Annotated in this window: 20 protein-coding genes and 2 pseudogenes; 10 read left to right on the top strand and 12 right to left on the bottom strand. The window is 71.4% G+C overall.

Annotated elements, in window-relative coordinates:
• Nucleotides 1–18 precede the first annotated feature (18 nt).
• The 3 genes and pseudogenes from SGFS_RS05910 to SGFS_RS51350 form a co-directional block, all read left to right on the top strand.
• Entirely contained in the window at nt 19–1,350 is a 1,332-nt protein-coding gene (locus SGFS_RS05910; protein ID WP_286248179.1) for a cytochrome P450, read from the top strand.
• Nucleotides 1,351–1,573: 223 nt separating this feature from the next.
• Nucleotides 1,574–1,777, top strand: a pseudogene (locus SGFS_RS05905) (polyprenol phosphomannose-dependent alpha 1,6 mannosyltransferase MptB); the annotation flags it as partial.
• 228 nt (nt 1,778–2,005) lie between these two features.
• Nucleotides 2,006–2,634: pseudogene (locus SGFS_RS51350) on the top strand (glycosyltransferase family 87 protein); the annotation flags it as partial.
• A gap of 275 nt (nt 2,635–2,909) precedes the next feature.
• On the opposite strand, the gene SGFS_RS05890 reads toward SGFS_RS51350, so the two are convergent.
• Together SGFS_RS05890 and rho are read right to left on the bottom strand one after the other, a co-directional pair.
• On the bottom strand, nt 2,910–4,100 hold the full coding sequence (locus tag SGFS_RS05890) for a D-alanyl-D-alanine carboxypeptidase family protein (RefSeq protein ID WP_286248177.1): 1,191 nt from the start codon (nt 4,098–4,100) through the stop codon (nt 2,910–2,912).
• A gap of 75 nt (nt 4,101–4,175) precedes the next feature.
• Nucleotides 4,176–5,324 (bottom strand): transcription termination factor Rho, encoded by a 1,149-nt coding sequence (gene rho, locus SGFS_RS05885; RefSeq protein ID WP_286248175.1) that lies wholly within the window; start codon nt 5,322–5,324, stop codon nt 4,176–4,178.
• Nucleotides 5,325–5,673: 349 nt separating this feature from the next.
• Here rho and SGFS_RS05880 point away from each other — a divergent pair, with 349 nt between their 5' ends.
• Nucleotides 5,674–7,371, top strand: coding sequence for a sulfatase-like hydrolase/transferase (locus SGFS_RS05880; RefSeq protein ID WP_286248173.1), 1,698 nt, complete (start codon nt 5,674–5,676; stop codon nt 7,369–7,371).
• Nucleotides 7,372–7,418: 47 nt separating this feature from the next.
• Complete coding sequence (locus SGFS_RS05875; protein WP_286259819.1) at nt 7,419–8,627, top strand: cytochrome P450 family protein; 1,209 nt, start codon at nt 7,419–7,421, stop codon at nt 8,625–8,627.
• 205 nt (nt 8,628–8,832) lie between these two features.
• Here the strand turns inward: SGFS_RS05875 and SGFS_RS05870 are convergent, their stop codons facing one another.
• Nucleotides 8,833–10,434, bottom strand: a complete 1,602-nt coding sequence (locus tag SGFS_RS05870) for an alpha-amylase family glycosyl hydrolase (protein WP_286248171.1) — start codon at nt 10,432–10,434, stop codon at nt 8,833–8,835.
• 64 nt (nt 10,435–10,498) lie between these two features.
• On the opposite strand from SGFS_RS05870, the gene SGFS_RS05865 reads away from it, so the two are divergent.
• Nucleotides 10,499–11,269, top strand: a complete 771-nt coding sequence (locus tag SGFS_RS05865) for a class I SAM-dependent methyltransferase (protein WP_286248169.1) — start codon at nt 10,499–10,501, stop codon at nt 11,267–11,269.
• Between the two features lie 13 nt (nt 11,270–11,282).
• Here SGFS_RS05865 and SGFS_RS05860 read toward each other — a convergent pair whose 3' ends face one another.
• From SGFS_RS05860 to SGFS_RS05830, 7 genes are all read right to left on the bottom strand, one after another.
• Nucleotides 11,283–12,437, bottom strand: a complete 1,155-nt coding sequence (locus SGFS_RS05860; protein ID WP_286248168.1) for a serine hydrolase domain-containing protein — start codon at nt 12,435–12,437, stop codon at nt 11,283–11,285.
• 151 nt (nt 12,438–12,588) lie between these two features.
• On the bottom strand, nt 12,589–13,557 hold the full coding sequence (locus SGFS_RS05855) for an acetylxylan esterase (RefSeq protein ID WP_286248166.1): 969 nt from the start codon (nt 13,555–13,557) through the stop codon (nt 12,589–12,591).
• Between the two features lie 150 nt (nt 13,558–13,707).
• Entirely contained in the window at nt 13,708–15,339 is a 1,632-nt protein-coding gene (locus SGFS_RS05850) for a solute symporter family protein (RefSeq protein ID WP_286259817.1), read from the bottom strand.
• Nucleotides 15,340–15,395: 56 nt separating this feature from the next.
• Nucleotides 15,396–15,851 (bottom strand): DUF485 domain-containing protein, encoded by a 456-nt coding sequence (locus SGFS_RS05845; RefSeq protein ID WP_286248164.1) that lies wholly within the window; start codon nt 15,849–15,851, stop codon nt 15,396–15,398.
• Between the two features lie 282 nt (nt 15,852–16,133).
• Nucleotides 16,134–16,718: an Rv1733c family protein gene (locus SGFS_RS05840; RefSeq protein ID WP_286248162.1), complete on the bottom strand. Its 585-nt coding sequence runs from the start codon at nt 16,716–16,718 to the stop codon at nt 16,134–16,136.
• Nucleotides 16,719–16,857: 139 nt separating this feature from the next.
• Nucleotides 16,858–17,652, bottom strand: a complete 795-nt coding sequence (locus tag SGFS_RS05835; RefSeq protein ID WP_286248161.1) for a ferredoxin reductase — start codon at nt 17,650–17,652, stop codon at nt 16,858–16,860.
• Complete coding sequence (locus SGFS_RS05830; protein ID WP_286248160.1) at nt 17,645–18,250, bottom strand: sulfite oxidase-like oxidoreductase; 606 nt, start codon at nt 18,248–18,250, stop codon at nt 17,645–17,647. The genes SGFS_RS05835 and SGFS_RS05830 overlap by 8 nt, the downstream gene beginning before the upstream one ends.
• Nucleotides 18,251–18,468: 218 nt before the next feature.
• Here SGFS_RS05830 and SGFS_RS05825 point away from each other — a divergent pair, with 218 nt between their 5' ends.
• The 4 genes from SGFS_RS05825 (at nt 18,469) to SGFS_RS05810 (ending at nt 22,897) form a co-directional block, all read left to right on the top strand.
• Complete coding sequence (locus tag SGFS_RS05825; RefSeq protein WP_286248159.1) at nt 18,469–19,194, top strand: GNAT family N-acetyltransferase; 726 nt, start codon at nt 18,469–18,471, stop codon at nt 19,192–19,194.
• Nucleotides 19,195–19,368: 174 nt separating this feature from the next.
• The gene (locus SGFS_RS05820) at nt 19,369–20,145 is read left to right on the top strand and encodes a putative protein N(5)-glutamine methyltransferase (protein ID WP_286248157.1); all 777 of its coding nucleotides are present in this window, start codon (nt 19,369–19,371) and stop codon (nt 20,143–20,145) included.
• 111 nt (nt 20,146–20,256) lie between these two features.
• Nucleotides 20,257–22,272, top strand: coding sequence for an NADPH-dependent 2,4-dienoyl-CoA reductase (locus tag SGFS_RS05815; RefSeq protein ID WP_286248156.1), 2,016 nt, complete (start codon nt 20,257–20,259; stop codon nt 22,270–22,272).
• 49 nt (nt 22,273–22,321) lie between these two features.
• Nucleotides 22,322–22,897: a PadR family transcriptional regulator gene (locus SGFS_RS05810; protein ID WP_286248155.1), complete on the top strand. Its 576-nt coding sequence runs from the start codon at nt 22,322–22,324 to the stop codon at nt 22,895–22,897.
• Nucleotides 22,898–22,921: 24 nt separating this feature from the next.
• On the opposite strand, the gene SGFS_RS05805 is transcribed toward SGFS_RS05810, so the two are convergent.
• The gene (locus SGFS_RS05805) at nt 22,922–23,485 is read right to left on the bottom strand and encodes a hypothetical protein (protein WP_286248153.1); all 564 of its coding nucleotides are present in this window, start codon (nt 23,483–23,485) and stop codon (nt 22,922–22,924) included.
• A gap of 162 nt (nt 23,486–23,647) precedes the next feature.
• Complete coding sequence (locus tag SGFS_RS05800) at nt 23,648–24,613, bottom strand: fibronectin type III domain-containing protein (protein WP_286248152.1); 966 nt, start codon at nt 24,611–24,613, stop codon at nt 23,648–23,650.
• Nucleotides 24,614–24,692 lie beyond the last annotated feature (79 nt).

The following is a 24,692-nucleotide window of genomic DNA, read 5'->3' as shown; positions in this document are numbered from 1 at the left end:
GCCGCCTAGCATGGGCCGATGCGCACCCCCACATCGCTGTTGCGGGCCTTTCGGCCCCAAGTCCAAGAGCGCCTCTACGACTTCTACGAGGAGCTGCGGAGCACCGACGAGCTCTTCTGGGACCGCAGCCTGGGCGCCTGGATCGCGACCGGGCACGCCGTGGTCAGCAGCGCCGCATCCAACCCCGGGCTGTCCTCCGTGCGCTATCCCGACATCGAGGCCGTCCCCGAGGAACTGCGGCCGCTGGCCCGGGTCCTGAGCCGGCAGATGCTCTACAGCGACGCCCCCGACCATCCCCGGCTACGGGCCCTGATCAGCAGGGCCTTCACTCCTCGGGCAGTGGAGACACTCCGCGGCCGGATCTTCGAAGCCGTCGACCGGATCATCACCGACGCGGCGCCGACCGGGCGGATGGACATCGTCGCGGACCTCGCCCGACCCCTGCCGCTCACCATCATCTGCGATCTCCTGGACGTGCCGCAGCAGGACCGCCCCGCCCTCGCCTCCTGGTCCGAGCCGATAGCCGAAGCCATAGGCAACTCCCGGCTCGACGCCGACCGCAACCGCGAGGCCTCGCAGAGCATGACGGACATGCTCGTCTACTTCCGCGAACTCCTCACCCGCCACGACACCCCGGCGGCCCCTCACACCCTGCGTGCCCTGGTGAGCGCACAGGCCGAGAACACCGGGCAGGACTTCGACGAACTCCTCGCCAACTGCGCCCTGTTGTTGATCGCCGGTCACGAGACCACCACCCACTTCATCGGCAACGCCACACTCGCTCTGCTCCGCCACCCGCACGCGGCCGACCAACTGCGCGGGCGGCCCGATCTGATGCCCGCAGCGGTCGAGGAACTCCTGCGTTACGACGCCCCGGTACAGCTGATGCTGCGCCGGGCGCGGCACGACCTGGACGTGGCGGGCCGCTCCATCGCCGAGGGGCAGACGGTGCTCCTGGTGTGCGGTGCCGCCAACCGGGATCCGGCCGTGTTTCCCGATCCCCATGTGCTGGACTTCGAACGGCCCGGCGGACGGCACATGGCGTTCGGGCACGGTCCGCACTTCTGCCTCGGCGCCGCGCTGGCCCGGCTGGAAGGCGCGATCGTCCTGGAGGCACTCCTCACCCGGCTCCCCGGCCTGCGGCTCGACGGCACCGCCCCGCAGTGGCAGCGCAGCCTCAACTTCCGCGGGCTCACCCGCCTGGACATCGCTTTCACCCCGCCTTCGGACGATCACGACAGCGGCACCCAGGCCATGCCGACCACCAGTTCCCCGTACAGCGTCGGCTCCGCGACGCATGCCGGAGCATGCCCCGCCCGGTCCGGGCCCGGCGGCGTCGCGGGCGCCTGACCGAGGCCCGGCGGTCGGACACACACCGACCGAGCGGATGCCCTTCTTGAGGAAGCGCCGCACGGACCGCTCATGCAGACCACCGTTGCAGTACTGAGGAGGGCGAGCAGGAGCGCTTTCAAGGGGGTGCGGGGAACTGCGCGACAAGCCACGACGAACCCGCAGCCGACGATTTACCAGTCACGTCGCTGTCTCTCCTCACGGCGAAGCCCACTTCGCTCGCATAGCCGCGGCGGCGCCGAACGGTCCCGTACGGCGCGGGGTCGTGGCCGCCGGCGCGGTCCTCGCACTCGCCGTACTGCCGAGCGGCGGCCCGCCCGACACCGAACAGACAGCCCTCGCGGTGTGCGGCGGCGCGCTCGCGCTGGTCGTCCTCTGGCAGGCCCACCAGGCGTCCCGGGCGCCGGTCCTGGAGCGGGCCGCGTGAGAAACCTCGTCGGCACCGACCGCGCACGCACCCTCCTCGCACTCGGCCTGACGACCGCCGTCGCCGTCTTCACCGCCACCGCCACCGTCCCGCTCCTGCGCGACTGGTTCGACCTGCGCGTCTACTACGGCACGGTCGGCACCTGGATCCACCACGGCGGCCGGATCTACGACTACCGGGTGCCGGACGACGTACGGCTTCACCTACCCGCCGTTCGCGGCCGTCGCCATGCTGCCGATGGCACTGGTCGGCTGGCACACTGCCGTGGCCCTCTGCCTGCTGCTCATCCTGGCCGCGCTGGCGGCGATCGCGTATCTGCTCGCCGGACCGCTGCTGCGCCGCCACGGCCGCTTCGGCGTCGTTCTCGGTGCTTGTGCGCTCGCGCTCCTCGAACCCGTCCGGGGCACCTTCAGCTTCGGCCAGGTGAACCTCCTGCTGCCGGCCCTTGTTCTCGTGGACGCCTGGCTGTTGTCCACCGGCCGAGGACGGTGGGCCGGTGTCGGCATCGGCCTGGCCGCCGCGGTGAAGCTGACGCCCGCGATCTTCATCGGGCTTCTCCTGCTCGCCCGGCGGTGGCGCGCCGCCGGGCTCGCGACGGCCGTAGCCGTGGCGCCACCGCGGCGGCGGCCCACATCGCCCCGGACGCGTCCCGCTTCTACTGGACCGAGGCGCTGTGGGACACGAGCCGCATCGGCCGCCTCGACGATGTCTCCAACCAGTCGCTGCAGGTGTCCTGGCCCGGCTCGCGGCACCGCACGAGCCGACCCGTGCCGTCTGGGCGCAGCCACGCCGTCTGGGCGCTGATCGTCCTCACGGTGCTGGGTGTGTGGGCGTGGCGGGCGCGGGCGGCGGTCCGCGCCGGGGACCGGGCCGCCGCGTTCGCCCTCACCGGACTGACCGCGTGCCTGGTCAGCCCCATCACCTGGGTCCACCACCTGGTCTGGCTGCTGCCGGCCTTCGCGGTACTGCTCCGCCACCGCCGTCTGCTGCCGCTCACGGTGGTGCCGTACGCGGTGATGTGCAGCAGTGTCGTCTGGCTGTGGTTCGACGACGCGTCCGGCGCCGACGGCTTCCTCGGCAGCAACACCTATGTGTGGATCACGCTCGGTCTGCTGCTGGGGCTGCCGGTCGGTCAGTCACGGGTGGGCCTGCCGCCCTTGAGCCGCAGTGTCAGCGCCACGGCCGCCGCCCCGAACCCGGCCGCGCCCGAGATCGCCCCCACCTCCCGCCAGCCGGGACCCGTGGCCGTCTCCTCCTCTGCCTCTTCGCGTGCGGGGAGCGCCTCCGGGCCGGCGGCCAGCAGTGCGGGCGCGGGGCGTGGTGGGAGGAGCGAACCCACGGGCTCCACGCGGCCGGCGGCCTGGAAACCCCAGTCGAGCAGCGACCGGGCCTCCTCGTACACGGTCAAGCCGCCGCCCGCCTGAGGGTTCATCACGGTGACGACGAGGGTGCGCCCGCCCCGACGGGCGGCGGCGACGAGGGTGTTGCCGGCGTTGGTGGTGTAGCCGTTCTTGATGCCGATGAGCCCCGGATAGGGGTCGACTCCGGCGCCGGTGAGCAGCCGGTTGGTGTTCTGGATGTCGTACGACCAGTCGCCCGCCGGGAACTTCGCCGTGGCCGTCGCGGCGTACGCGGCGAACTCCGGGTTGCGCAGCCCGGCGCGTCCGAACACCGCCAGGTCGAACGCCGACGACACCTGGCCGGGCGCGTCGTAGCCGTCGGGCGAGACGACCTTGGTGTCTCGGGCCCCCAGGGAGCGGGCCTTGGCCTGCATCCGCTCGGCGGTCGTACGCCAGCCGCCGTTCAGCGCGGCCAGTACGTGCACGGCGTCGTTGCCGGAGCTGAGGAAGACACCGCGCCACAGGTCGGCCACGCGGTAGGTGCCGTTCTCCCTGAGGCCGACGAGGCTGCTTCCTTCGCCGATGCCCGCCAGCTCCTCGCCCTTGACGGTGTGTCTGAGGCCCGCCGGGAGCGAGGGCAGCACGGTGAGCGCGAACAGGGTCTTCAGTGTGCTCGCGGGCGGCAGCTTGCGGTGGGCGTCGTGTGCGGCGAGCACCTCGCCGGTCCTTACGTCGGCCACCAGCCACGACAACGCGGAGACGTCACGGGGAACCCCGGGGGCCCCGGACCGAGGTCGCACCTGTGTGTCCCGCCCGTGCAGCGACGGCGGTTCCTGCGTGGCGCTGGGGCCGGGCCCGTCCTGGCGCTCGGCTCCCGCTCCGGCGCGGGCGTGCGCCGGGCCCGTCGAGGCGAGCGCGAGGACGCCGATCGCACAGACGGCGGAGCAGCAGATTGCGGTGCGGGATGAGAATCCGATGGTCATCCCGCAAACGTAGGAACGGACCGGCCCTACGCCGGGATGCCAGGGCCGGGTGGGCGGATCGAGCACCCGGATGCATCAAGAGGCGTTCGGCAGTGTGGGCTGCACCTGCCGCAGAAAGGCCGCGTTGTTCGGCGTGGCGCGCAGCCGCTCCAGCAGGGTCTCCATGTTCGCCTGGCCCTCGCGTGGGCGCAGGGCACGTCGCAGCCCTCGCACGGCCGTCAACTCGGGCGCGGACAGAAGGAGTTCCTCGCGGCGGGTGCCGGACGGGACGATGTCGACGGCGGGGAAGACGCGCCGGTCGGCGAGGGCCCGGTCGAGGCGGAGTTCCATGTTGCCGGTGCCCTTGAGTTCCTCGAAGAAGAAGTCGTCGGCGCGGGAGCCGGTCTCCACCAGGGCGGTGGCGAGGATGGTCAGCGAGCCGGCCTCCTCGGTCTCGCGCGCGGCACCGAAGAGCCGCTTGGGCCCGTGCAGCGCGGCGGCGTCGACTCCGCCGCTGAGGGTGCGGCCACCGGCGGCGGCCGCGTTGTTGTGGGCCCGGCACAGCCGGGTCAGCGAGTCGAGCAGGATGACGACGTCCTCGCCCTGTTCGACGAACCGCTTGGCGCGCTCCACGACGAGTTCGGCGAGCGCGATGTGCTGCTTCGGCGTCCGGTCGAACGTCGACGCGTACACCTCGCCGCGCACCGAGCGCCGCATGTCGGTCACCTCCTCGGGCCGCTCGTCGAGCAGCACCACCATCAGATGGCTTGCGGGGTGGTTGGCGGCGACCGCGGCGGCCAGCTGCTGGAGCAGGACCGTCTTGCCGGTCTTGGGCGGCGCCACGATCAGACCGCGCTGGCCCTTGCCGACGGGTGCGACCAGGTCGACGAGGCGTCCGGTCACTCCGCTCGCCGGGTGTTCGAGATGGAGCCGCTCGTGCGGGTGCAGCGGGGTGAGGTCACGGAAGTGCGGCCGGCCGCGCAGTTCCTCGGGCGTACGGCCGTTGATCCGCTCGACCTCGATGAGGCCGCGCTGTCCGAGGCGTACGCCGTGGACGGTGTCGCCCTTGCGCAGGCCGTACCGGCGGACGACGGCGGCCGGGACCTGCGGGTCGGCGGCGGTGGACTCGCCGCTGACGGCGCGCAGATGCCCCTGCCCGCCCTGGGCGATGTCGAGGACGCCGGTGACCGGCGTCGGGGCCTGCTGCCGGGAGGCGGGGGTGTGTTCGAGTGTGGTGCTGGTCATGGGAGGTCCTTTCATGGACTTCGCGAAAAGCGCGCGAGGCGCGTCAGGAAGGGGAGGGGAGAGGGAAAGGCACACACCTGTCGGGAGGGACGCATGAGCGCGAAGGAACCGCTCGCGGTCGTCCAGGAGAGGTGGTGCGGGAAAGCCGACGCATGGTTCATCGGCGGGGATCTCAAGTGGTGAGAGGAGACGGCACCGGCGTCCAGGACCGGACAAGCACACGTGCCAACGGCAGCGTACCACCAACTGTCATCAGATGTTAGGGATTTCCTAACCTGCGGCCCCTGAACTGGTGCGCTCGGCCCCCGTACAGAGGGAACGGCCGGTTGTCGCGCGGAAGGAACGTCGGGTGTCGCCTTTGAGGTTCGGGAAGTACGCGGAGGCGTTCCGGCGGAAGTACCCCGTGGCCGCGCGCGGTGTGTCGTGGGGGATCACGGCGCTGGCCGCCGCCCTGGTGCTTCTCGCGCTGCTGCTGCCCGGCAACCTGGCGTATTTCGAGGCTCGGTCCTTCGTGCGCGTCCCCGTCGAGCCGATCCTCGGCGCGGCCCTGCTGCTGGTCCTGCCGCGCAGACCGAGGCTGGTCGTGGCGGTGCTGATCGGGATGGGGCTCGCCGCGCTGGTGGTCGTGAAACTGCTGGACATCGGCTTCAACATGTTCCTCGGCCGAGGCTTCAACGTGGTCCTCGACTGGGGGCTGCTGGACGACGCCGAGTCGTATCTGAAGGACACCCTCGGCGGCGCGGGCGCGGTCGGTGCCGTCGTCGCCGTCGTGCTCCTCGTCCTGGCGGTGTTCGCCGTGATGGCACTGGCGGTGGTCCGGCTCACCCGCCTCATGGACCGGGACCGGGAGCGCGCGGTCCGGGGGACGGTCGTCGCAGGCACGGTGTGGCTCACCTGCTCCGCGCTCGGCCTGACGCTCCTCGGGGACACGCCCCTGGCCTCCCGGAACACGATCGGCTTCGTACAGGACCGCTGGGGGCGGGTCCAGGCGACCCTGAAGGACGAGGCGGCGTTCGCCGAGGACGTCAACAAGGACGCGTTCGCCGATGTTCCCGCCGATCGGCTGCTGACCGGGCTGCGCGGCAAGGACGTCATGATCACGTTCATCGAGAGCTACGGCCGCGCCGCCCTGGAGGACCCGGCGATCGCACCCGGCGTGGACGCGACGCTCGACGAGGAGGGCGAGGCGCTGCGCGAGGAGGGGTTCGCGGCGAAGAGCGGCTGGCTCACCTCGGCCACGTACGGCGGCAGCAGCTGGCTCGGCCACTCCACGTTCCTGACCGGCCTGTGGATCGACAACCAGAACCGCTACCGCACCGTCACCGCAGGCCGGCGGCTCACCCTGCCCGGCGCCTTCGCCAGGACAGGGGACTGGCGGACGGTCGGAGTCGTGCCGGGCGTGCAGTACAACTGGCCGGAGGGCGACTTCTACGGCTTCGACAAGGTCTACGACTCCCGTGACCTCGGCTACCGCGGCCCCAAGTTCAGCTGGTCGACCATGCCCGACCAGTACACCCTGACCGCGTTCGAACGACTGGAGGCCGCCAAGAAGGGCGGCAAACCGCTGATGTCGGAGATCGTCCTGACCTCCAGCCACCAGCCCTGGGCGCCCCTGCCGAAGACGATCGGCTGGGACGAGGTCGGCGACGGCTCCGTCTACAAGCCCATCCAGAAGGCGGGCAAGGACCCCGCGGACGTCTTCACCGACCCCGTCGAGGTGAAGGAGGAGTACGCCAAGTCGATCCGGTACTCGCTGCGCAGCCTCCTGGACTACGTGACGAAGTACGGCGACGAGGACACCGTGCTCGTCTTCCTCGGCGACCACCAGCCGATGGCCCGGGTCAGCGGAAACCGTGCCAGTCATGATGTGCCGGTGACGATCGTCGCCCATGACCCGAAGGTGCTCGACCGCATCGACGACTGGGGCTGGTCCGACGGACTGAAACCCGGCGCCGATGCCCCGGTCTGGCGAATGGACGCCTTCCGCGACCGCTTCCTGACCGCGTACGGTCAGGAGCCGAGTGCCGCCGAATCGCCCGCGCCGTAAGGAGATCCCAGGTGGACGACACCTCGCCGGTCGCCCAGCCTCATCGCATGGACCCGGCCGGCGGCTGTCCGCACGCCGCGAACGCCCGACTCCTCGCGCGAGGTTCCGTCACGTCGGTGGTGCTGCCGGGCGGGGTGGAGGGCGCGGCGGTTCTCGGCCACGACGCGCTCAGGGAGTTCCTCGCCCACGCCGAAGTCGCCAAGGACGCCCGGCACTTCACCGCCTTGCGGGACGGCCGGATCGCCCCCGGCTGGCCGCTGCGGACCTTCGCGACCGTACGCGGGATGACGACCGCCGACGGGGACGACCACCGGCGGCTGCGGTCACTCGTGAGCAAGGCGTTCACGGCTCGGCGGGTCGAGGAACTCCGGCCCTGGATCGAGGAGTTGACCGCACGGCTGCTCGACGATCTGGCGGAGGCGGCCGAGGCCGACGGCGGTGTCGCCGATCTGCGGCGGCACTTCGCCATGCCGTTGCCGATGGGCGTCATCGGCGAGTTGTTCGGAGTCGACGCCGAGCACCGCGACACGCTGCACCGTCTGTCCAACCAGGTGGTGGCCACCGACATCGCCCCCGAGGAGGCCATCGCGGCCAACCGCGACCTGCTGGCGCTGCTCGGCGCGATCGCCGCCGCCCGCGCCGAGCGGCCCGGTGACGACCTCACCAGCGCCCTCATCGCGGCCCGCGACGAGGGCGGCGACCGGCTGAGCCACGAGGAACTCATCGGCACCCTCGTGCTGATGATCGTCGCCGGGCACGAGACCACGCTGAACCTGATCACCAACGCCGTACGCGCCCTGTGCGGGCATCGGGACCAACTCGAACTCGTCCGGGACGCCAAGGCGAGCTGGGCGGACGTGGTCGAGGAGACCCTGCGCTGGGACGCGCCGGTCAGCTACTTTCCGTTCCGCTATCCCGTACGGGACCTGACCGTCGGCGGTGTGCTGATCCCCAAGGGGACGCCCGTACTGGCCGGTTACTCGGCGGCGGGGCGCGACCCGGCCGCGCACGGCCCGGACGCCGACCGCTTCGACATCACCCGGCCCGTACGTCCCGACGCCGTGCGGCATCTGTCGCTCGGGCACGGGGCCCACTACTGCCTGGGCGCCCCGCTGGCCCGCCTGGAGGCCGGCATCGCCCTGGAGCGGCTGTTCGCCCGTTTCCCGGACCTGGAGCTGGCCGTCCCCGAGGCCGGACTCGCCCGTCACGCGAGCTTCGTCGGCAACAGCGTGCGGGCGCTGCCTGTCCGCCTCTGAGCGATGGGTATGGCCGACGCCGGTCATGGTGAAAAAGCGCTCCGGAGCCGGCCCCGGCTTCCTGGCCTGTGCGGGGCGGACATCGATCTGTCGGCGGGGATGATCGCATCGGCCTGAGCGACTCTTCGCGCCAGTGCGTACGGGCCTTGCCGGGGTCGCCGTGGCATGCCCTGAGCCAGGGCTGTGGTCACTCTGTGTGAGTGATCTACTCCGTCTGCTCGTCGAACTCGAAGATCCCGTACCCGAAGCCCTCCGCCACGACCGTGCCACCGCCCTCGACCGCAACACCGGCGACCTCGACCGGCCGCAGGGCACGCGTTTCGCCGTACGCCCAACTCGCCGCGTTGCGCTGCGGGTTGACGACCACGAGATACCGCCCGCCCCGTACGTACACGAGCGGATATCCGGCGTGGAGGACCTCCACCGTGCCCCGGGAGCCGAGTTCGGGGGTGCGGGTGCGCAGGGCGACGAGGCGGCGTACGAGGTGGAGGAGGGAGGTGGCGTCGGCGTGCTGGGCGGCGACGGTCGGGCGGTCGGGGGCGGGGTCGACGGGGAGGTAGAGCCGGTCGGCGGGGGCCGTGGAGAAGCCCGCGTTCGGGGTGTCGTCCCACTGCATGGGGGTGCGGGAGCCCGCGCGGTTGTATCGGGGGCCGAGGACGCTGCCCTCCTTGTCGGGGAGGCCGGGGACGTAGCGCATGCCGATCTCGTCGCCGTAGTAGATCGCGGGGAGCGTCGGCCAGGTGAGCTGGAAGGCGAAGGCGGCGGGGAGCTGTGCGGCCGTGCGGAGGCCGCAGTTGAGGCGGGAGAAGTCGTGGTTGGCGGTGGGGAGGGAGACGAAGCCCCGGTCGTCGACGGCCGTGGACGCCTGCTGCCAGGCCTCGACGAAGGGGCGCGGTGAACCCCTGCCGTCGGGGTCGAAGAAGCAGTCGAGGGGGTCCCAGTTCTCGTGGACCGTGCCCGTGCCGTTGTTCCACAGCGAGCGCAGGGCCAGGCCGTCGGTGGGCCCGCCGAAATGGAGGAAGAAGTCGGCGTGGAAGCCCGCCGGGATCGACACCTCGGGCTCACCCCACTCCGCGAGCAGCACGGCGTCCGGGTGGGCGGAGTCCAGCCAGTGCCGCAGCTCGGTCCAGATACGGGCGGTTTCCGTCTTCCCGGGGTCGTCCTTGACGAGGGACGCGGCCATGTCGACACGGAAGCCGGAGATGCCGAGGCCCAGCCAGTGGTCCATGATCTCGCGGAGGGCCCGGCGGTTGGCGCGTGGCCCCTCGGCGTCGACCGGGAGCCGCCAGGGCTCGGCAGGGTTCTCGCGCGCGTATCCGAAGTTGAGGGCGGGCTGCGAGTCGAAGAAGTTCGGGAGATACGAGCCCGGGCGGCTGCCGGGGGAGGCGACGAAACCGTCGGGGCGGCCCTCGGACGTCCAGATGTAGCGGTGATCGTCGGGGTCGTCTGCGGAGGCCCTGAACCACGGGTGGTCGATCGAGGTGTGCCCGGCGACCAGGTCGAGCAGGATGCGGATGCCGTGGCGGCCCGCCTCCTCGACGAGCTTGGCGAGATCGTCGTTCGAGCCGTAGCGCGGGGCCACGTTCAGATAGTCGGCCACGTCGTACCCGGCGTCGCGGAACGGCGAGACGAAGCAGGGGTTCAGCCAGACGGCGTTGACGCCCAGCCGGGCCAGATGATCGAGGTGCTCGGTGATGCCGCCCAAGTCGCCGATGCCGTCATCGTCGGAGTCGGCGAAGGACTGCGGATAGATCTGGTAGAAGACGGCGTCGGCCAGCCAATTCGGGGCAGGACGGAACGAAGTCATGCAGTCGACGATAGACGGGGGCGTACGCCCGCCGCTGCCCCAAGCCAAGGCCTAAGCTGGCTGGATGTTCACCCCGCAAGGCCCCAGCCTCCGCGAACTCGCTGTTCAGGCGCTGTCGTCCGTCGAGCACGGATACGACCTCCTCGCGCCGAAATTCGACCACACCCCGTTCCGTACGCCCGACACGATCCTGGACGCGGTCGAGCGGGCGCTGGCCGGGCTGGGCCCGTTCGACGCCGGGCTCGACCTGTGCTGCGGCACGGGAGCCGGGATGGGAGTGCTGCGCGATCTGTGCCGGGAGAGCGTCACCGGGGTCGACATCAGCGCGGGCATGCTGGCGGTGGGGAGGGAGCGGGCCGGCGCGGGGAAGGAGGGGGCGGACAGCGCTGATGGTGAGCCGATTCCTGGAGGCCCCCGTGTCTCCTGGGTGCGCGGGGACGCCCGCGCGCTGCCCTTCGGCCCCGTCTTCGACCTGGCGGTGAGCTTCGGCGCGTTCGGGCACTTTCTGCCGGACGAGCTGCCGAGGCTGTTCGCCGAGGCGCACTCCGTGCTGCGGCCGGGCGGCCGGTTCGCGTTCCCGCTGCCGGCGCCCGCCCCGCCCGGCTCTCCCTGGTACTGGGCGGCCCTGGGCTTCGACACGGCGATGCGGGTGCGCAACGCGCTCTGGCGGCCGCCGTTCGTCATGTACTACCGGCCGTTCCGCCTCGGCGTCGTACGGGACGAGCTGGAGCGGGCCGGGTTCGAGGTCGAGCTCTTCGCACTACCGGAGTTCGGGCAGCGCCCCGACGGCAGCCCGCGCTGCCGGATGGTCGTGGCGACCCGCCCGAACACCTAGGGCACGGGTGTGGTCACAGTGCGCTGTAGAGCGCGTCCACGAGGGCCATCTTGCGCGGGTCGTCCGCGATGTGCGGGCCCATGCGGTTCATGACGTAGCCCAGCGAGACACCCGCCTCCGGGTCGGCGAGCCCGCACGAGCCGCCGTAGCCGTCATGGCCGAAAGCACGCGGATTCGGTCCGTACGAGCCGTGCGGTCCACTCAGCCACAGCCCGAGCGCGACCTCCGTGTCCCGGCCGAACCCGGCGCCCAGCACCAGGTCACGGCAGCGGCCCTGCCCCTCGCGCACCCGCTCGGCGGCCTCGGGCGACAGCACCTGACGGCCGCCCCAGGTGCCGCGCAGCGCGAGGACGCCATACAGGGAGGCGACCGCGCGGGCGGTGCCGTGACCGTTGGCGGCCGGGACCTCGGCCGCCCGCCACTCGGGGCTGTTGGCCTCGACGGCGCCGACCAGCGGGTTGGCTAGGGCGGCCAGCGCGGTGGGCGTCAACTGGGCGAAGACGGCGGCTTGTTCACTGGTCGTCGCGGTCTGCGGATGGACCAGCTCGGCCACCCTGCCCGTCTCCTTCTCCGGCAGCCCGACGGTGAAGTCGATCCCCAGCGGCCCCGTCACCTCCCGCTCCAGGAACGCGCCCGGCAGCAGCCCCGAGACCCGCCGGACCACCTCGCCCACCAGGAAACCGAACGTCATCGCGTGGTACCCCGACTGCGTGCCCGGCTCCCACCAGGGCTCCTGCGCCGCGAGCCGCTGCACGGTCAGCTCCCAGTCGCAGAGCTGCGCGAACGAGTGCGGCTCGCGCGGCCCCGCCAGCCCCGACCGGTGCGACAGCAGATGCCGTACGAGCACGTCCTGCTTGCCCGCCGCCGCGAACTCCGGCCAGTAGGCGGACACCGGGGCGTCCAGGTCGAGCAGGCCACGGTCGGCGAGGATGTGCGCGCACAGGGCCGTCGGCCCCTTGGACGTGGACCAGACATTGACCACGGTGTCCCGCTCCCAGGGGCGGCTACGGGCCTCGTCGGCCCAGCCGCCCCACAGATCCACGACGGTCTCCCCACCGAGCGTCACGGTCACCGCAGCGCCCAGCTCACCCCGCGCGCGGAAGTTCTCCTCGAACGCGACGCGCACGGCGCCGAACCGGTCGTCGCAGTGCCCCTGAATCCCGTACATGAACCCTCCACCGAACACAGCCACTCACCCCGGACGGGCGTCCCGGGACCCACGAACATACCGACTGGTCGGACAGTGGGGAACCTGTCTCACACGAGTCGTCCCGGGGCACGTACGTCGTCAGCGGGTCGGTGCCCCCGACCCCCCGGCGTCAGAGATATTTCTGCACCCACTCCAACTTGACCGCCTCCTGGAACGGCCCACCCCCCTCGTGGTCGTTGAACTCGTACACCTCGATCCGCTTGTCGTCCTGCCCCCACGCGTTGAACGCCGCGAACACCGTCGACGGCGGACACGTCTGATCCTCCAGCCCCGCCGAGAACAGCGCCGGCGCCCGCCCACGCGCGGCGAAGTGGACACCGTCGAAGTACGCGAGGGTGCGGCCGACATCCTCCGCGCGGCCCCGGTGCGTCTTGAGGTACTTGCCGATCTCGCGGTACGGATCGCGGTCCGTGACGGTCGTGGAGCGCGGGAAGTCGCAGAGGAACGGCACGTCGGGCGCGACCGCCGCCAGATCGGGGACGAGTCCGCCCACCGCGATGGAGATACCACCACCCTGGCTGGAGCCGAGGACCGCCGTGCGGGAGGCGTCGGCCAGCGGATGGGAGCGGGCGGCCTCGACGGCCCGCACGGCGTCCGTGTACACCCGGCGGTAGTAGTAGTTCTCGGGCGCGTCGATGCCCCGTGTCATGAAGCCGGGGAAGGCGGGCGCCCCGCCCACCGGGTCGGGGGTGTCGCCGCCCCCGCCCCACGCGCTGCCCTGACCCCGGGTGTCCATCACGAAGTGTGCGAAGCCCGCCGAGGCCCACAGGAGATGGGTGTGGGGCAGGCCCCGACCGCCGCCGTAGCCGATGAACTCGACGACCGTCGGGCGGGGTTCGTTCGCCCAGGCCGGGACGATCAGCCAGCCCTTGACGGGGTGGCCGCCGAACCCGGCGAAGGTGACGTCGTGGACCTTGACCGTCTTCAAGTGGGTCTCGACCGGCTCGAACCGGGCGTCGAGGTCGTGCTCGCGGGCCTCCTGGAGCGTCTTCGCCCAGAAGGCGTCGAAGTCCTCGGGCTCCGTTGAAGCGCTTCGATAATCACGGAGCTCGTCCAGGGGCAGGTCGAACAAGGCCATGAAGGACCACCTTTTGAGGTCTGAGGTGTGCCGACGGTGCGGATGATCACACCGTACGTGGGCCGTCGCACACCTGCCAGACCCTCCCCGGCGGGAGCCGCGACGGCCACCGCTCACCGCCGGCTCACCGTCCGACTCGGCTCCGTCCGCTCACTTCTGATCAGCGCCCACCAACGCACGGACCTCGAAGTCGTCGTACACGGACGCCTCCTGGGCCGGTGCGCGGAGCGAGCCGAGCCAGCCGAGCAGGAACCCGAAGGGGATGGAGACGATGCCCGGGTTCTGCAGGGGGAACCACGCGAAGTCCGACCCGGGGTACATCGAGTCGGGCGTGGAGGAGACGACCGGCGAGAACACCACGAGCAGCACCGAGCTGAGCAGACCGCCGTAGAGGCTGAGCAGCGCGCCGCGGGCCGTGAAGCGGCGCCAGAACAGGCTGTAGACGATCGTCGGCAGGATGGCGGACGCGGCGATCGCGAAGGCCAGGAAGGCGAGGGTGGCCGTGTTGGTGCCCCAGGCGAGCAGGGCCAGCATCATGCCGAGGACCCCCATGACCACCGCGGCGAGGCGTGCGACTCCCAACTCCTCGGTCTCCTTGGCCTTCCCCTTGCGGATCACCTCGCCGTACAGGTCGTGGGCGAGCGAGGAGGCCGCGGCGAGCGTGAGGCCGGCCGCGACGGCGAGCAGGGTGATGAAGGCCAGGGCGGAGACGATCGCGGTGAGGATCTCGCCGCCGAGCTCGTGGGCGAGCAGCAGCACGGCCGCGTCGCCCTTGTGGTCGATGTCCGAGATGGTCTCCCGGCCGACCACCGCGGTGGCGCCGAGCCCCAGCACCCCGGCCATCAGGCACACGAACCCGACCAGGCCCACGGCCCACACCACCGAGGCCCGTAGGACGTGCGTTCTGCGGGGTGCGAGCAGCCGCATCATCACATGGGGCAGCGCGGCGAGCCCGAGCACGATGGCCAGTTGCAGACTGAAGAAATCCAGCTTGCGGATCGGGCCGGCCCCGTAGCGCAGCCCCGGCTGGAGGAACGCGTCGCCGAGGCCGCTGCCCGCGGAGGCCGACGACAGGAGACCGTCGAAGTTCCAGTTGAAGCGGTGCAGCACCATCACGGCGACCACCGTGACTCCGGCGACGAGCATCACGGCCTTGATGACCTGCACGAACGTCGCCCCCGGCATACCGCCGATCGCCGCGTAGATCGTGACGACCGAGCCGATGATCACCACGATCATCGTCCGGGTGCTCGGGCTGGGTTCGCCCACGAACTGGGTCAACAGGGCGATACTGCCGACCAGTTGGGACACCAGATACAGCGTGCACACAGTGAGTGTGCAGATGGCGAGGGCCAGCCGGACCGACCGCTGGCCCACCGGCAGTCGGCGGGCGAGGGTGTCACCGAGCGTGAACTTCCCGGAGTTGCGCAGCGGTTCGGCGACGAGCAGCAGCACCATCATCCAGGCGACCACGGTGCCGCAGAGGTAGAGCAGACCGTCGTACCCGGTGAGGGCGACGAGCCCGGTGCTGCCGAGCAGCGTCGCGGCCGAGAGGTAGTCGCCGCACATCGCGAGGCCGTTGCGCAGCGGCGACATGTCACGGTTGCCGAGATAGAACTCGCTGATCTCGTCCCGCTGCGGAGCGGTCAGCAGGGCCGTGAACAGTGTGACCACGACGACGGACAGGAACAGCACGAAGGTCAGCCGCAGGCTGAGGGCGTCGGTCACACTCGCGGCCGTGGTCACGCCCCCGGACGCCGTCCCACCTCCGGGGGCCGTCATGCCTTCGTACGCCGTCATGCCTTCGTACGCCGTCGCAAGGACCGTCACGGAAGGGTTCACCACGCGCGGAACCGCCGTCCGGCCGGCACCCGGCGCTGCTGCTCGGCCTCACGCTCCTCGAGGTGGGAGCGGAGCCGGCGGGCGATCGGGTCGACGTTCTTGCGCATGTGCCGCACATACAGCCACGTCGTCAGCCCCATGACGGCGAACTGGGCGAGACCGAGGGCCAGTCCCAGCGTGAGATGACCGGCCAGCCGCTGATTCATCACGCCGGGCGCGAAACTCGACAGCAGGACGTACGACAGAAATGCGCCGACGGAGAGCGACGCCGCCCAGAGCCCGAATCGGCGATATGCGGTCCTCATTGAACGGAATTCAGGATGTGCGTGTACGGCCTGCCTGGCCGCCCGTGCGTCAAACGTGCGGGGTGTGGGGGAAAACGGGTCACCCCCTGCCTCGGGCGGGGGCGGATACGGGACGGAACTGTCGTACCGTGCCGTGTAGTTGGACATAATGCACCCTCTTTGCTGCCTTATGTCTCGCACTAGACCCTGACCGGTCGCGGAGGCGCTTCCTGGAGAATTCGACGGTCGCGGGAGTCAAGTCGCCGTGCGGAAACTGTGGGGGGAGAATGCGGATTATGGCAGCGCCGAGATTGAACTATCAACTGCCTTGCGGGGAGGGATTGTGTGGACCTTTCACGGCCGGTGAAAATTCTTCGTGCGGAGATTTAGCTGAGCGTTGTTCTTGTTTCCGTTCCGGTCTCCGCTCGCGTGCGATCCGACGCGGAACCCTCACGCGGGGCGGTGTCCCCAGTCCGGTCCCGTGCGCGCCCACTCCTGCTCCCATTCGTCGAGGCGGTGGCGGGCGGCGACCCTGCGCACGACGAAGTACGTCACCAGGACGGCGCCGACGACCCCGCCCGTGGCGCAGGTCCCCATGGCCAGCGTGTGCTGCCAGACGGCCGTGTCGGTCGGCGGCGGTTCGACGCTGCGGCCCCGTTCGTCGAGCCAGACGTCGGCCCGGTCCCCGCGCTCGGTGCCCGCCGGGACCAGCGCCTCGCCGGTCGTGGTGCCGCCGCCCGGCTCGGTCCAGCGCGCCGCCGTCCAGTACGTGGGCACCTTGCTGCTCTCCACCGAGGGCATCGAGGCGGGCGCGTCCTTCGTGATCACGGCGCTGACCCGGTCCAGCGCGGCCCGCCGTGCGTCGGCCTCGGCCTGCGCGCCCCCGTGTGCCGCCCAGCCCGCCAGGATGCCGGCGGCGGGAGCGCAGACGAACAGCAGGAGTGCGACGATCAGCACCGTCCACGCCTCGACGACATCCGAGCGGCGGCGCAGCGGATTGTGACGCCAACGCCAGCAGAACACCTGGCCTTGCATCTCGCCCTCCTAGCCGGCCCGGCTGGTACCCACTCGTACGAGTACACGCGAGGCCCCGGTAGGACTGGTCCGCACTTCCGGTGTACCCGAAACCAGCCGGGATGGCATGGTTTGGGGCAAAAAATCATGAAAGTCCACGTCAACCGAAGCGCTCGATACGGACGCGGTCCACGGGCTGTCCGGCCTCGACCAGCAGCCGAGAAGCGTGCTCCGCAAACCCGTTGGAGCCGCACACATACGCCTCCCAGCCGCCCGGCGGCCGCCCGGCCCCGGTCAGCAGCGGCGCCACGTGCGCGGCCGACAGTCGGCCCACCGGCACCCCCTCGGACGCCCGGCGCGTGAAGACGGCGGTCGTCTCGTCGCCGTACTCGCCCGCGTAGATCAGCTCCTCGGGGCCGCGCGCGGACACCAGCAGCCGCAGGGGTACGTCGAGGCCGCGCGCCCGGTGGTGGCGGACCATCGACATCAGCGGCACCACACCGGAACCGGCGCCGATCAGCAGCGCGGGCCGGTCCCCGGGCCAGGCGAAGAAACCGCTCAGCGGGCCGCGCACCTCGACCTGGTCACCGGGCCGGGCCTCGGTGTGGAACCAGCCGGAGACCTCGCCGCCCTCGACATGGTCCAGGGTCAGCTCGATGTGCCCGGTGTCGTCCGGCGCGGACGCCAGGGAGTAGTGGCGCTGGGCCGTGTAACCGTCATGAGCGGTTACACGGAGCATCAGATGCTGGCCCGGCAGATGCCCCGCCCAGCCGGGCACCGCGAAGCGGAACGTCGCCGCGTGCGGTGTCTCCCGGCGGATCTCGGAGAGTGTCGCGGTCTGCCACACGGCCGCCGCGCGATTGCTCACGGCGATCCGGCCGGGCACGGCGAAGCGGGTCGGGGGAGAAAAGGGGGACCGGGGTGCGGAAAAACCGGTCACGGTCGTGTCAGTCACCGGAGTACCTCTGCTCCTCCCACGGATTGCCCCGCGAGTGATAGCCGTTCTGCTCCCAGAAGCCGGGCTCGTCGTGGTCGAGGAGGTGGATGCCCGCGATCCACTTGGCGCTCTTCCAGAAGTACAGATGCGGCACCAGCAGCCGCGCCGGACCGCCGTGCTCGGCCGCCAGCGGCTTGCCGTCGTACTCCCAGGCGATCCAGGCACGCCCACCGGTGAGATCGCCGAGCGGAAGGTTCGTGGTGTAGCCGGTGTGCGAGTACGCGACCGCGTGCGTGGCAGACGCCTCGGGCCGGACCACCTCCAGGAACGCGTCCAGCGACACACCCCCGAACCGCACCCCGAACTTCGACCAGCTCGTCACACAGTGGATGTCGCCCTCGTACACCGAGCCGGGCAGCGCACGCGCCCCGTCCCAGTCCCACGTCCGGGGCTCCGCCACCAGACCGTCGATCCGGAACGCCCAGTCGGCGGGCGTCAGGTCCGGCGTGACCTCGGCGGACAGCACGGGCCAGTCGTCGCCCGCGTCGTACTGGCCCGGAGGCAGCCCCGGATTGTGGACGCGGGGGCGGCCGGCGAAGCCTCGGGTGACGTTCATACGGGCCCAACGTGACGGAAGTGATTGCTTACGCATTCAACCGTACGTGGCCGGTGGAGGCTGCTCGGCCCCTGGCCGAGGGCTGATCATTGCGGCCTCGTGAACACTTCCGTGCCCCGGGAACAAGCGCCCCCGTCCTGCTGCTTTCCTGCGGGTGTCGGCGTCGGCGGCACGCACGGCCGATGCCCCGGTGACAGCGTCAGAAGATCGAGGAGACCATGCCCGAGTACGTCAGCGAGATCAACGGTGTGGGGATCGCCCCGCACGTCCTCGACAACCCCGCCCTCGGCTCCCTCACCGGACCGCACGCCCACTTCGCCGAGCGGCGCGGCCGGGTGCTGCGCTACCCCGTCGACGTCTCGCCCTGGCTGGCCATGCCTCTGGAGCCGGAGGCCGAGGACTGGGCCGACCTCGCGGCACTGGCCGGACCCGGCGCGGAGGTCGCGGCCGCCGGCTACAGCGGGACCTTCCCGGACGGCTGGGAGGTGACCCTCGACCTGGAGGGCGTCCAACTCGTCGACGACGGCGTCGCGGGCGCCCCCGACACCGAGGCCGTACGGCTCGGCCCCGCCGACGTCCCCGAGATCCTCGGCCTGGTCGAACGCACCCGGCCCGGGCCCTTCCTGCCACGCACGATCGAACTCGGCACGTACCTCGGCATCCGCCGGGGCGGCGCCCTCATAGCGATGGCCGGTGAACGGCTGCACCCGCCGGGCTGGACCGAGATCAGCGCCGTCTGCACCGACCCGGCGTACCGCGGCGAGGGCCTCGCCACCCGGCTGATCCACGCCGTCGCCCACGGCATCCGCGAGCGCGGCGAGACCCCGTTCCTGCACACCGGCGCGGGCAACACCGACGCCATCCGGCTCTACGAGGCGCTGGGCTTCCGGCTGCGCCGCACCACGCGGTTCATGGTGGCGAGAACCCCCGTGTCCGTCTCATGACCGTGGGGTAGGGTGGCCGGGCCAGTCGCCATTGCGTACCGAGGAGGTGAGACCCATTACCGCTGTGTCAGGTCGGGTGCTCTCTCCTCAACACCACGCGGTGCACCGCCGACAGGCCGTCGGCTAGGCCACCTCGGGAGCGCCCTTCGGCCCACCGAAAGGCTCTCGGCTGTCATGCCACCACTTTCCACCGCCTCGGTCGTCACCACGCTGCGCGCCGCAGGGTGCGTCTTCGCCGAGGACGAGGCGGAGTTGATCCTCACCACCGCCCGCACCGCCGACGAGGCGGCCGCCATGGTCGACCGGCGGGTAGCCGGACTGCCCCTCGAACTCGTCCTCGGCTGGGCCGAGTTCGCGGGACTCCGCATCACCGTCGACCCCGGGGTGTTCGTGCCCCGCCGGCGTACCGAGTTCCTCGTCGAAGAGGCCCTCGCCGCCGCCCCCGGTGCGTCCGTCGTCGTGGACCTGTGCTGCGGCTCGGGCGCGGTCGGCGCGGCCCTGGCCGCCTCGCTCGACGGACCCGAACTGCACGCCGCCGACATCGACCCGGCGGCCGTGCGCTGCGCCCGCCGCAACCTCGCCCCGCACGGCGGCCACGCCCACGAGGGCGACCTCTTCGCGGCGCTGCCCGCCACCCTGCGGGGCCGTGTCGACATCCTCGCGGCGAACGTGCCCTACGTCCCCACCGACGAGGTCGGCTTCCTCCCTGCCGAGGCCCGCGACCACGAACCCCTCGTCGCCCTCGACGGCGGCACCGACGGCCTCGACGTGTTGCGCCGGGTCGCCGCCGAGGCCCCCGAGTGGCTCGCCCCCGGCGGCTGTCTCCTGGTCGAGACGAGCGAACGCCAGACCCCGCTCGCCCTCGCCGCCTTCCGCGCCTCTGGCCTCACCGCCCGGACGGCCGTCTCGGCGGAGATGTACGCCCATGTGGTGATCGGCACCCGGACCTGAGGCTTCCCAGGCCTCTGATGTGGCCTTGCCCCCATCCATTGTGCAACTAGTTGCATAAAGCGGGTGGCGTCGTCTACAACGGAGTGGACGACGCCACGCACGGAGGGCCCGATGAGCCGTTACCCGCACCTGCTGAGCCCGCTCGACCTGGGCTTCACCACGCTCCCCAACCGCGTGCTCATGGGCTCCATGCACGTGGGCCTGGAGGAGGCCGAGCGCGGCTTCGCGCGCATGGCCGAGTTCTACGCGGCCCGGGCGCGCGGGGGAGTGGGCCTCATCGTCACCGGCGGCATCGCACCCAACGAGGCCGGACGCCCGTACGAGGGCGGCGCCAAGCTCACCACCGACGCCGAGGCGGAACAGCACCGGGAGATCACCGAGGCCGTACACCGTGAGGGCGGCCGGATCGCGATGCAGATCCTGCACTTCGGGCGGTACGCCTACCACCGGGAGCTGGTCGCGCCGAGCGCGCTCCAGGCCCCGATCAGCCCGTACGTCCCGCACGCGCTCACCGACGCCGAGGTCGAGCAGACCATCGACGACTACGCGAACGCGGCCCGCCTCGCCCGGCGGGCCGGGTACGACGGCGTCGAGATCATGGGCTCCGAGGGCTATCTGATCAACGAGTTCATCGCCGCCGGGACCAACCACCGCGACGACCGCTGGGGCGGCTCGTACGAGAACCGGATGCGCTTCCCCGTCGAGATCGTGCGCCGGGTGCGTGAGGCGGTCGGCGAGGACTTCATCGTCGTCTACCGGCTGTCGATGCTCGACCTCGTGCCCGGCGGCTCCAGCTTCGACGAGGTGGTAACCCTGGCGAAGGCCGTGGAGGCGGCCGGGGCGACCATCATCAACACCGGCATCGGCTGGCACGAGGCACGCATCCCCACCATCGCGACCTCGGTGCCGCGCGGCGCGTACACCTGGGTGACGAAGAAGCTCATGGGCGCGGTCTCGGTGCCGCTCGTGACGACCAACCGCATCAACACCCCGGAACTCGCCGAGGAGTTGCTGGCCGACGGCCACGCCGACATGGTGTCCATGGCCCGCCCGATGCTCGCCGACCCGGACTTCGTCAACAAGGCCCGCGAGGGCCGCTCCGACGCCATCAACACCTGCATCGGCTGCAACCAGGCCTGCCTCGACCACACCTTCAGCGGCAAGATCACCTCCTGCCTGGTCAACCCGCGCGCCTGCCACGAGACGGAACTCGTCCTCTCCCCGACGCGGCTGCGCAAGCGGGTCGCCGTCGTCGGCGCGGGCCCGGCCGGCCTCGCCTGCGCCGTGAGCGCGGCCGAACGCGGCCACGAGGTCACGCTGTTCGACGCCGCGAGTGAGATCGGCGGCCAGCTGAACGTGGCCCGCAAGGTCCCCGGCAAGCAGGAGTTCGACGAGACCCTGCGCTACTTCCGCACACAACTCGACGCGCACGGCGTCGACGTACGGCTGGACACGCGCGTCGCGGCCGACGACCTCACGGCGTACGACGAGGTCGTCGTCGCCACCGGCGTCACCCCGCGCACCCCCGAACTCCCCGGCGTCGACCACCCCAAGGTCCTCGGCTACCTGGACGTCCTGCGCGACGGCGCGCCCGTCGGCGACCGCGTCGCGATCCTCGGCGCGGGCGGCATCGGCTTCGACGTCGCCGAGTACCTGACCGACGGCGGGGAGAAGACGAGCGAGGACCCGGCGGCGTACTTCCGGCAGTGGGGCGTCGACATGGACTACCGCGCCCCCGGCGGTCTCGCCGCCCCCGAGCGCCCCGCCCCGCCGCGCTCGGTCCACCTCCTCCAGCGCAAGACCTCCAAGGTCGGCGCCGGACTCGGCAAGACCACCGGCTGGATCCACCGCACCGAACTCAAGCACCGCGGGGTCGTCATGGTCCCCGGTGTCCAGTACGACCTGATCGACGACGCCGGACTGCACATCACCGTCGACGGCGTCCGCCAGCTGCTGGAGGTCGACACGGTCGTGCTCTGCACCGGGCAGGACCCGCGCCGCGGCCTCTATGACGACCTGGTCGCCGCCGGACGCTCCGCGCACCTCATCGGCGGCGCCGACGTGGCGGCCGAACTGGACGCCAAGCGGGCGATCAAGCAAGGGACGGAGCTGGCGGCGGAGCTGTAGGGGGACCGGTGCGGCCTTCGCGAGCGGTGGGCCTTCCTAGGATGAGCCCATGTCACTCCCGCACGCGATCCTCACCGCCCTGCTCGAAAAGCCCTCCTCGGGGCTCGAGCTGACCCGGCGGTTCGACCGGTCGATCGGCTACTTCTGGTCGGCGACGCACCAGCAGATCTATCGCGAGCTGGGAAAACTGGAGGCGGACGGGTACATCAGGGCCCTGCCGTCCGAAGCGCCGACACGCGGCCGGAAGAAGAGCTACGAAGTACTGGCGGCCGGGCGTGAGGAACTGGCCCGCTGGACCTCCGCACCCCAGGACCCCAGGCCGTGGCGTGACGCGCTGTTCGTACGGCTGCGCGCCTCGGCTGTGGTCGGTACTACCGGCATCGAGGACGATCTGCGGCGCCATCTCACCCTGCACCAGCGGCAGTTGAGGGAGTACGAGGAGATCGAGGAGCGGGACTTCGGGCCCGGCAAGGACGCCCCTCAGGACCGGCTGCAGCATCTGATCCTGCGGGCCGGTATCGACCTGGAGACCTTCTGGACCCAGTGGCTCACCAACGCCCTGACGGAGTTCGAGCGGCTGCCGGACGACGCGGAGAGCACGGGGGAACCACCCGCGCACGGATGAGGGCGGCCCACCCGTCGAGCTCGCTCACAGCCGGTACGGCTTGGCCCGGCGCCGCAGGTACCACACCGCCGCGACCGTGCCCGTGGCCACCAGTACCCCGCCGCCCACCAGAGTGGCCGTGCCGTACTGCTCGGTGGCACCGCCGAGGCCGCCCATCACACCCAGGGAGGGCGAGGCGGTCGCGGTGGCGGTGGCGGTGGGAGACGTGGTCGCGGAGATGGTGGGCGTGGCGGAGACGATGATCGACTGGGTGCCCGCCGTGGTGCCGTCCCTGCACACCACGATCACCGTGTACGTGCCGGAGTTGACGTTCGCCCAGGCGGCGGACTGGGTGACACTCGTCCCGGACAGCGTCGCCTGCCGCCCCTGGGAGAAGTTCGCCTGACCGATGGAGAGCAGCGAGGCGGTGCCGAAGGTGCCGTTGGCGCTGTTCGGGCACGCGCTGGTGGTGACGCTGACCGTGGAGCCGGTGGTGCTCACCGAGATCCCCGAGACCGCGGCGGCCGACTGGGCGGCTGCGGCGAGCGGCAGCGCCGCGGCGGCCACCACGGTCAGGCCGGAGCGGAGGAGTGGCTTGGACATACGCATAGGACTGCCCTCCGGCGGCACGGTCGGCGGTACATCCCTTGCGCCGCCGCGGATCGGGGAGCCCGTGCTGCCTAGGAGCGAGCCAACGTGCCCGTGGCCCCGCGCGCATGCGGACCGCCCCCGGGCAGGTGACGAATTCCCTCGCCCGGCGCACCGCCCGCCTCACCCGGCGGTGCTGACGGTCCGTTCCACGGTGTACCCGCCCCACGTCCCGTCCGGCAGCTTCGCCCGGATCCGCACCCGGTACGACACCCCTTTCTCCCGGCCCACATAGAAGTCGTACGCGGCCCTGTCCCGGGGCGGGACCCCACCCCAGACGAGGGTGGTGGCCAAGTGCCCGTCGAGCTGGATCTCGTACTCGGTGATCACCCCGTCGGCTCGCGGCGGGAGCCAGGACAGGGCGAGGGAGTACGCCCCGTCGGCGGCCCGGCGCGCGGCGGCCCGGAAACCGGTGGGCGCCGTTCCCCGGCCGTCGCCCGCTCCCCGCGCGGTGGTGAGCCGCACGGCCGCGCTCATGGCCGAGACGTTGTCCGCCGCGTCCCGCGCCCGCACTGTGAAGGAGTACCGGGTACCGGGCCGCAGCCCCGTGACGACCGCCGCCGTCTGTTCCCCGCCCACACTGTGGATCTTCGAGCCGCCCTGCAGGATGTCGTACGACACCACGTCCCGGTCGTCCGTCGACCTTCCCCAGGACAACTGGACGGCCCTGCTCCCGACCGCCCTCCCGGCGAGCCGCGTCGGCCGGCTCGGTGCCTGCCCGTCGGCGACGACTGCGGCCGGTGTGGTGGCCCGCACCCGCGCGCTCGGTGGCCCGAGGTCTCCGTCGGCGTCGCGGGCCCGGACCGTGAACACATACTTTGTGGCCGGTTCGAGCCGGGTGACGTCCACCATGTGCGTGTCGGCCGGAACCTCCGTCACCTTCTTCCGGCCGCGATACACCTCGTACGCGTCGACCTCGGTGCCCCCGGACGCCCGGTTCCACATGACGTGCACGCTGGTCGCGCTGCCCGCGTCCGCGGTGACACCCCGGGGAGCCGGCGGCGGACCCGGGCCCGGGCGCTCGTCCGCCCCGCAGGAGGCGACGAGGAGCAGCGAGCCGCAGAGCACCAGCACGGGAACGCGTCGCACGATCCTGCCCCCTCACTCCGATTGGTCCGTACCTATAGCCCATGTATGGCATGACAGGCGCAGTCGCATCAAGAGGGTG

The sequence above is a fragment of the Streptomyces graminofaciens genome (genome assembly GCF_030294945.1).
In the GTDB taxonomy this organism is placed as follows: Bacteria; Actinomycetota; Actinomycetes; order Streptomycetales; family Streptomycetaceae; genus Streptomyces; species Streptomyces graminofaciens.
Note: the sequence above shows the minus strand (reverse complement) of the source record. Positions and strands in the feature narration are given on the sequence as shown.

Coding starts and splice junctions, on each gene's coding strand:
- SGFS_RS05860 (WP_286248168.1), bottom strand. CDS start 12,437: ATGTACGGGATTCAGGGGCACTGCGACGACCGGTTCGGCGCCGTGCGC.
- SGFS_RS05855 (WP_286248166.1), bottom strand. CDS start 13,557: ATGGCCTTGTTCGACCTGCCCCTGGACGAGCTCCGTGATTATCGAAGC.
- SGFS_RS05815 (WP_286248156.1), top strand. CDS start 20,257: ATGAGCCGTTACCCGCACCTGCTGAGCCCGCTCGACCTGGGCTTCACC.
- SGFS_RS05870 (WP_286248171.1), bottom strand. CDS start 10,434: ATGACTTCGTTCCGTCCTGCCCCGAATTGGCTGGCCGACGCCGTCTTC.
- SGFS_RS05890 (WP_286248177.1), bottom strand. CDS start 4,100: ATGACCATCGGATTCTCATCCCGCACCGCAATCTGCTGCTCCGCCGTC.
- SGFS_RS05845 (WP_286248164.1), bottom strand. CDS start 15,851: ATGTCCAACTACACGGCACGGTACGACAGTTCCGTCCCGTATCCGCCC.
- SGFS_RS05850 (WP_286259817.1), bottom strand. CDS start 15,339: ATGACGGCCCCCGGAGGTGGGACGGCGTCCGGGGGCGTGACCACGGCC.
- SGFS_RS05830 (WP_286248160.1), bottom strand. CDS start 18,250: ATGAACGTCACCCGAGGCTTCGCCGGCCGCCCCCGCGTCCACAATCCG.
- SGFS_RS05805 (WP_286248153.1), bottom strand. CDS start 23,485: ATGCGTATGTCCAAGCCACTCCTCCGCTCCGGCCTGACCGTGGTGGCC.
- SGFS_RS05825 (WP_286248159.1), top strand. CDS start 18,469: ATGCCCGAGTACGTCAGCGAGATCAACGGTGTGGGGATCGCCCCGCAC.
- SGFS_RS05865 (WP_286248169.1), top strand. CDS start 10,499: ATGTTCACCCCGCAAGGCCCCAGCCTCCGCGAACTCGCTGTTCAGGCG.
- SGFS_RS05875 (WP_286259819.1), top strand. CDS start 7,419: ATGGACCCGGCCGGCGGCTGTCCGCACGCCGCGAACGCCCGACTCCTC.
- rho (WP_286248175.1), bottom strand. CDS start 5,324: ATGACCAGCACCACACTCGAACACACCCCCGCCTCCCGGCAGCAGGCC.
- SGFS_RS05910 (WP_286248179.1), top strand. CDS start 19: ATGCGCACCCCCACATCGCTGTTGCGGGCCTTTCGGCCCCAAGTCCAA.
- SGFS_RS05810 (WP_286248155.1), top strand. CDS start 22,322: ATGTCACTCCCGCACGCGATCCTCACCGCCCTGCTCGAAAAGCCCTCC.
- SGFS_RS05820 (WP_286248157.1), top strand. CDS start 19,369: ATGCCACCACTTTCCACCGCCTCGGTCGTCACCACGCTGCGCGCCGCA.
- SGFS_RS05840 (WP_286248162.1), bottom strand. CDS start 16,718: ATGCAAGGCCAGGTGTTCTGCTGGCGTTGGCGTCACAATCCGCTGCGC.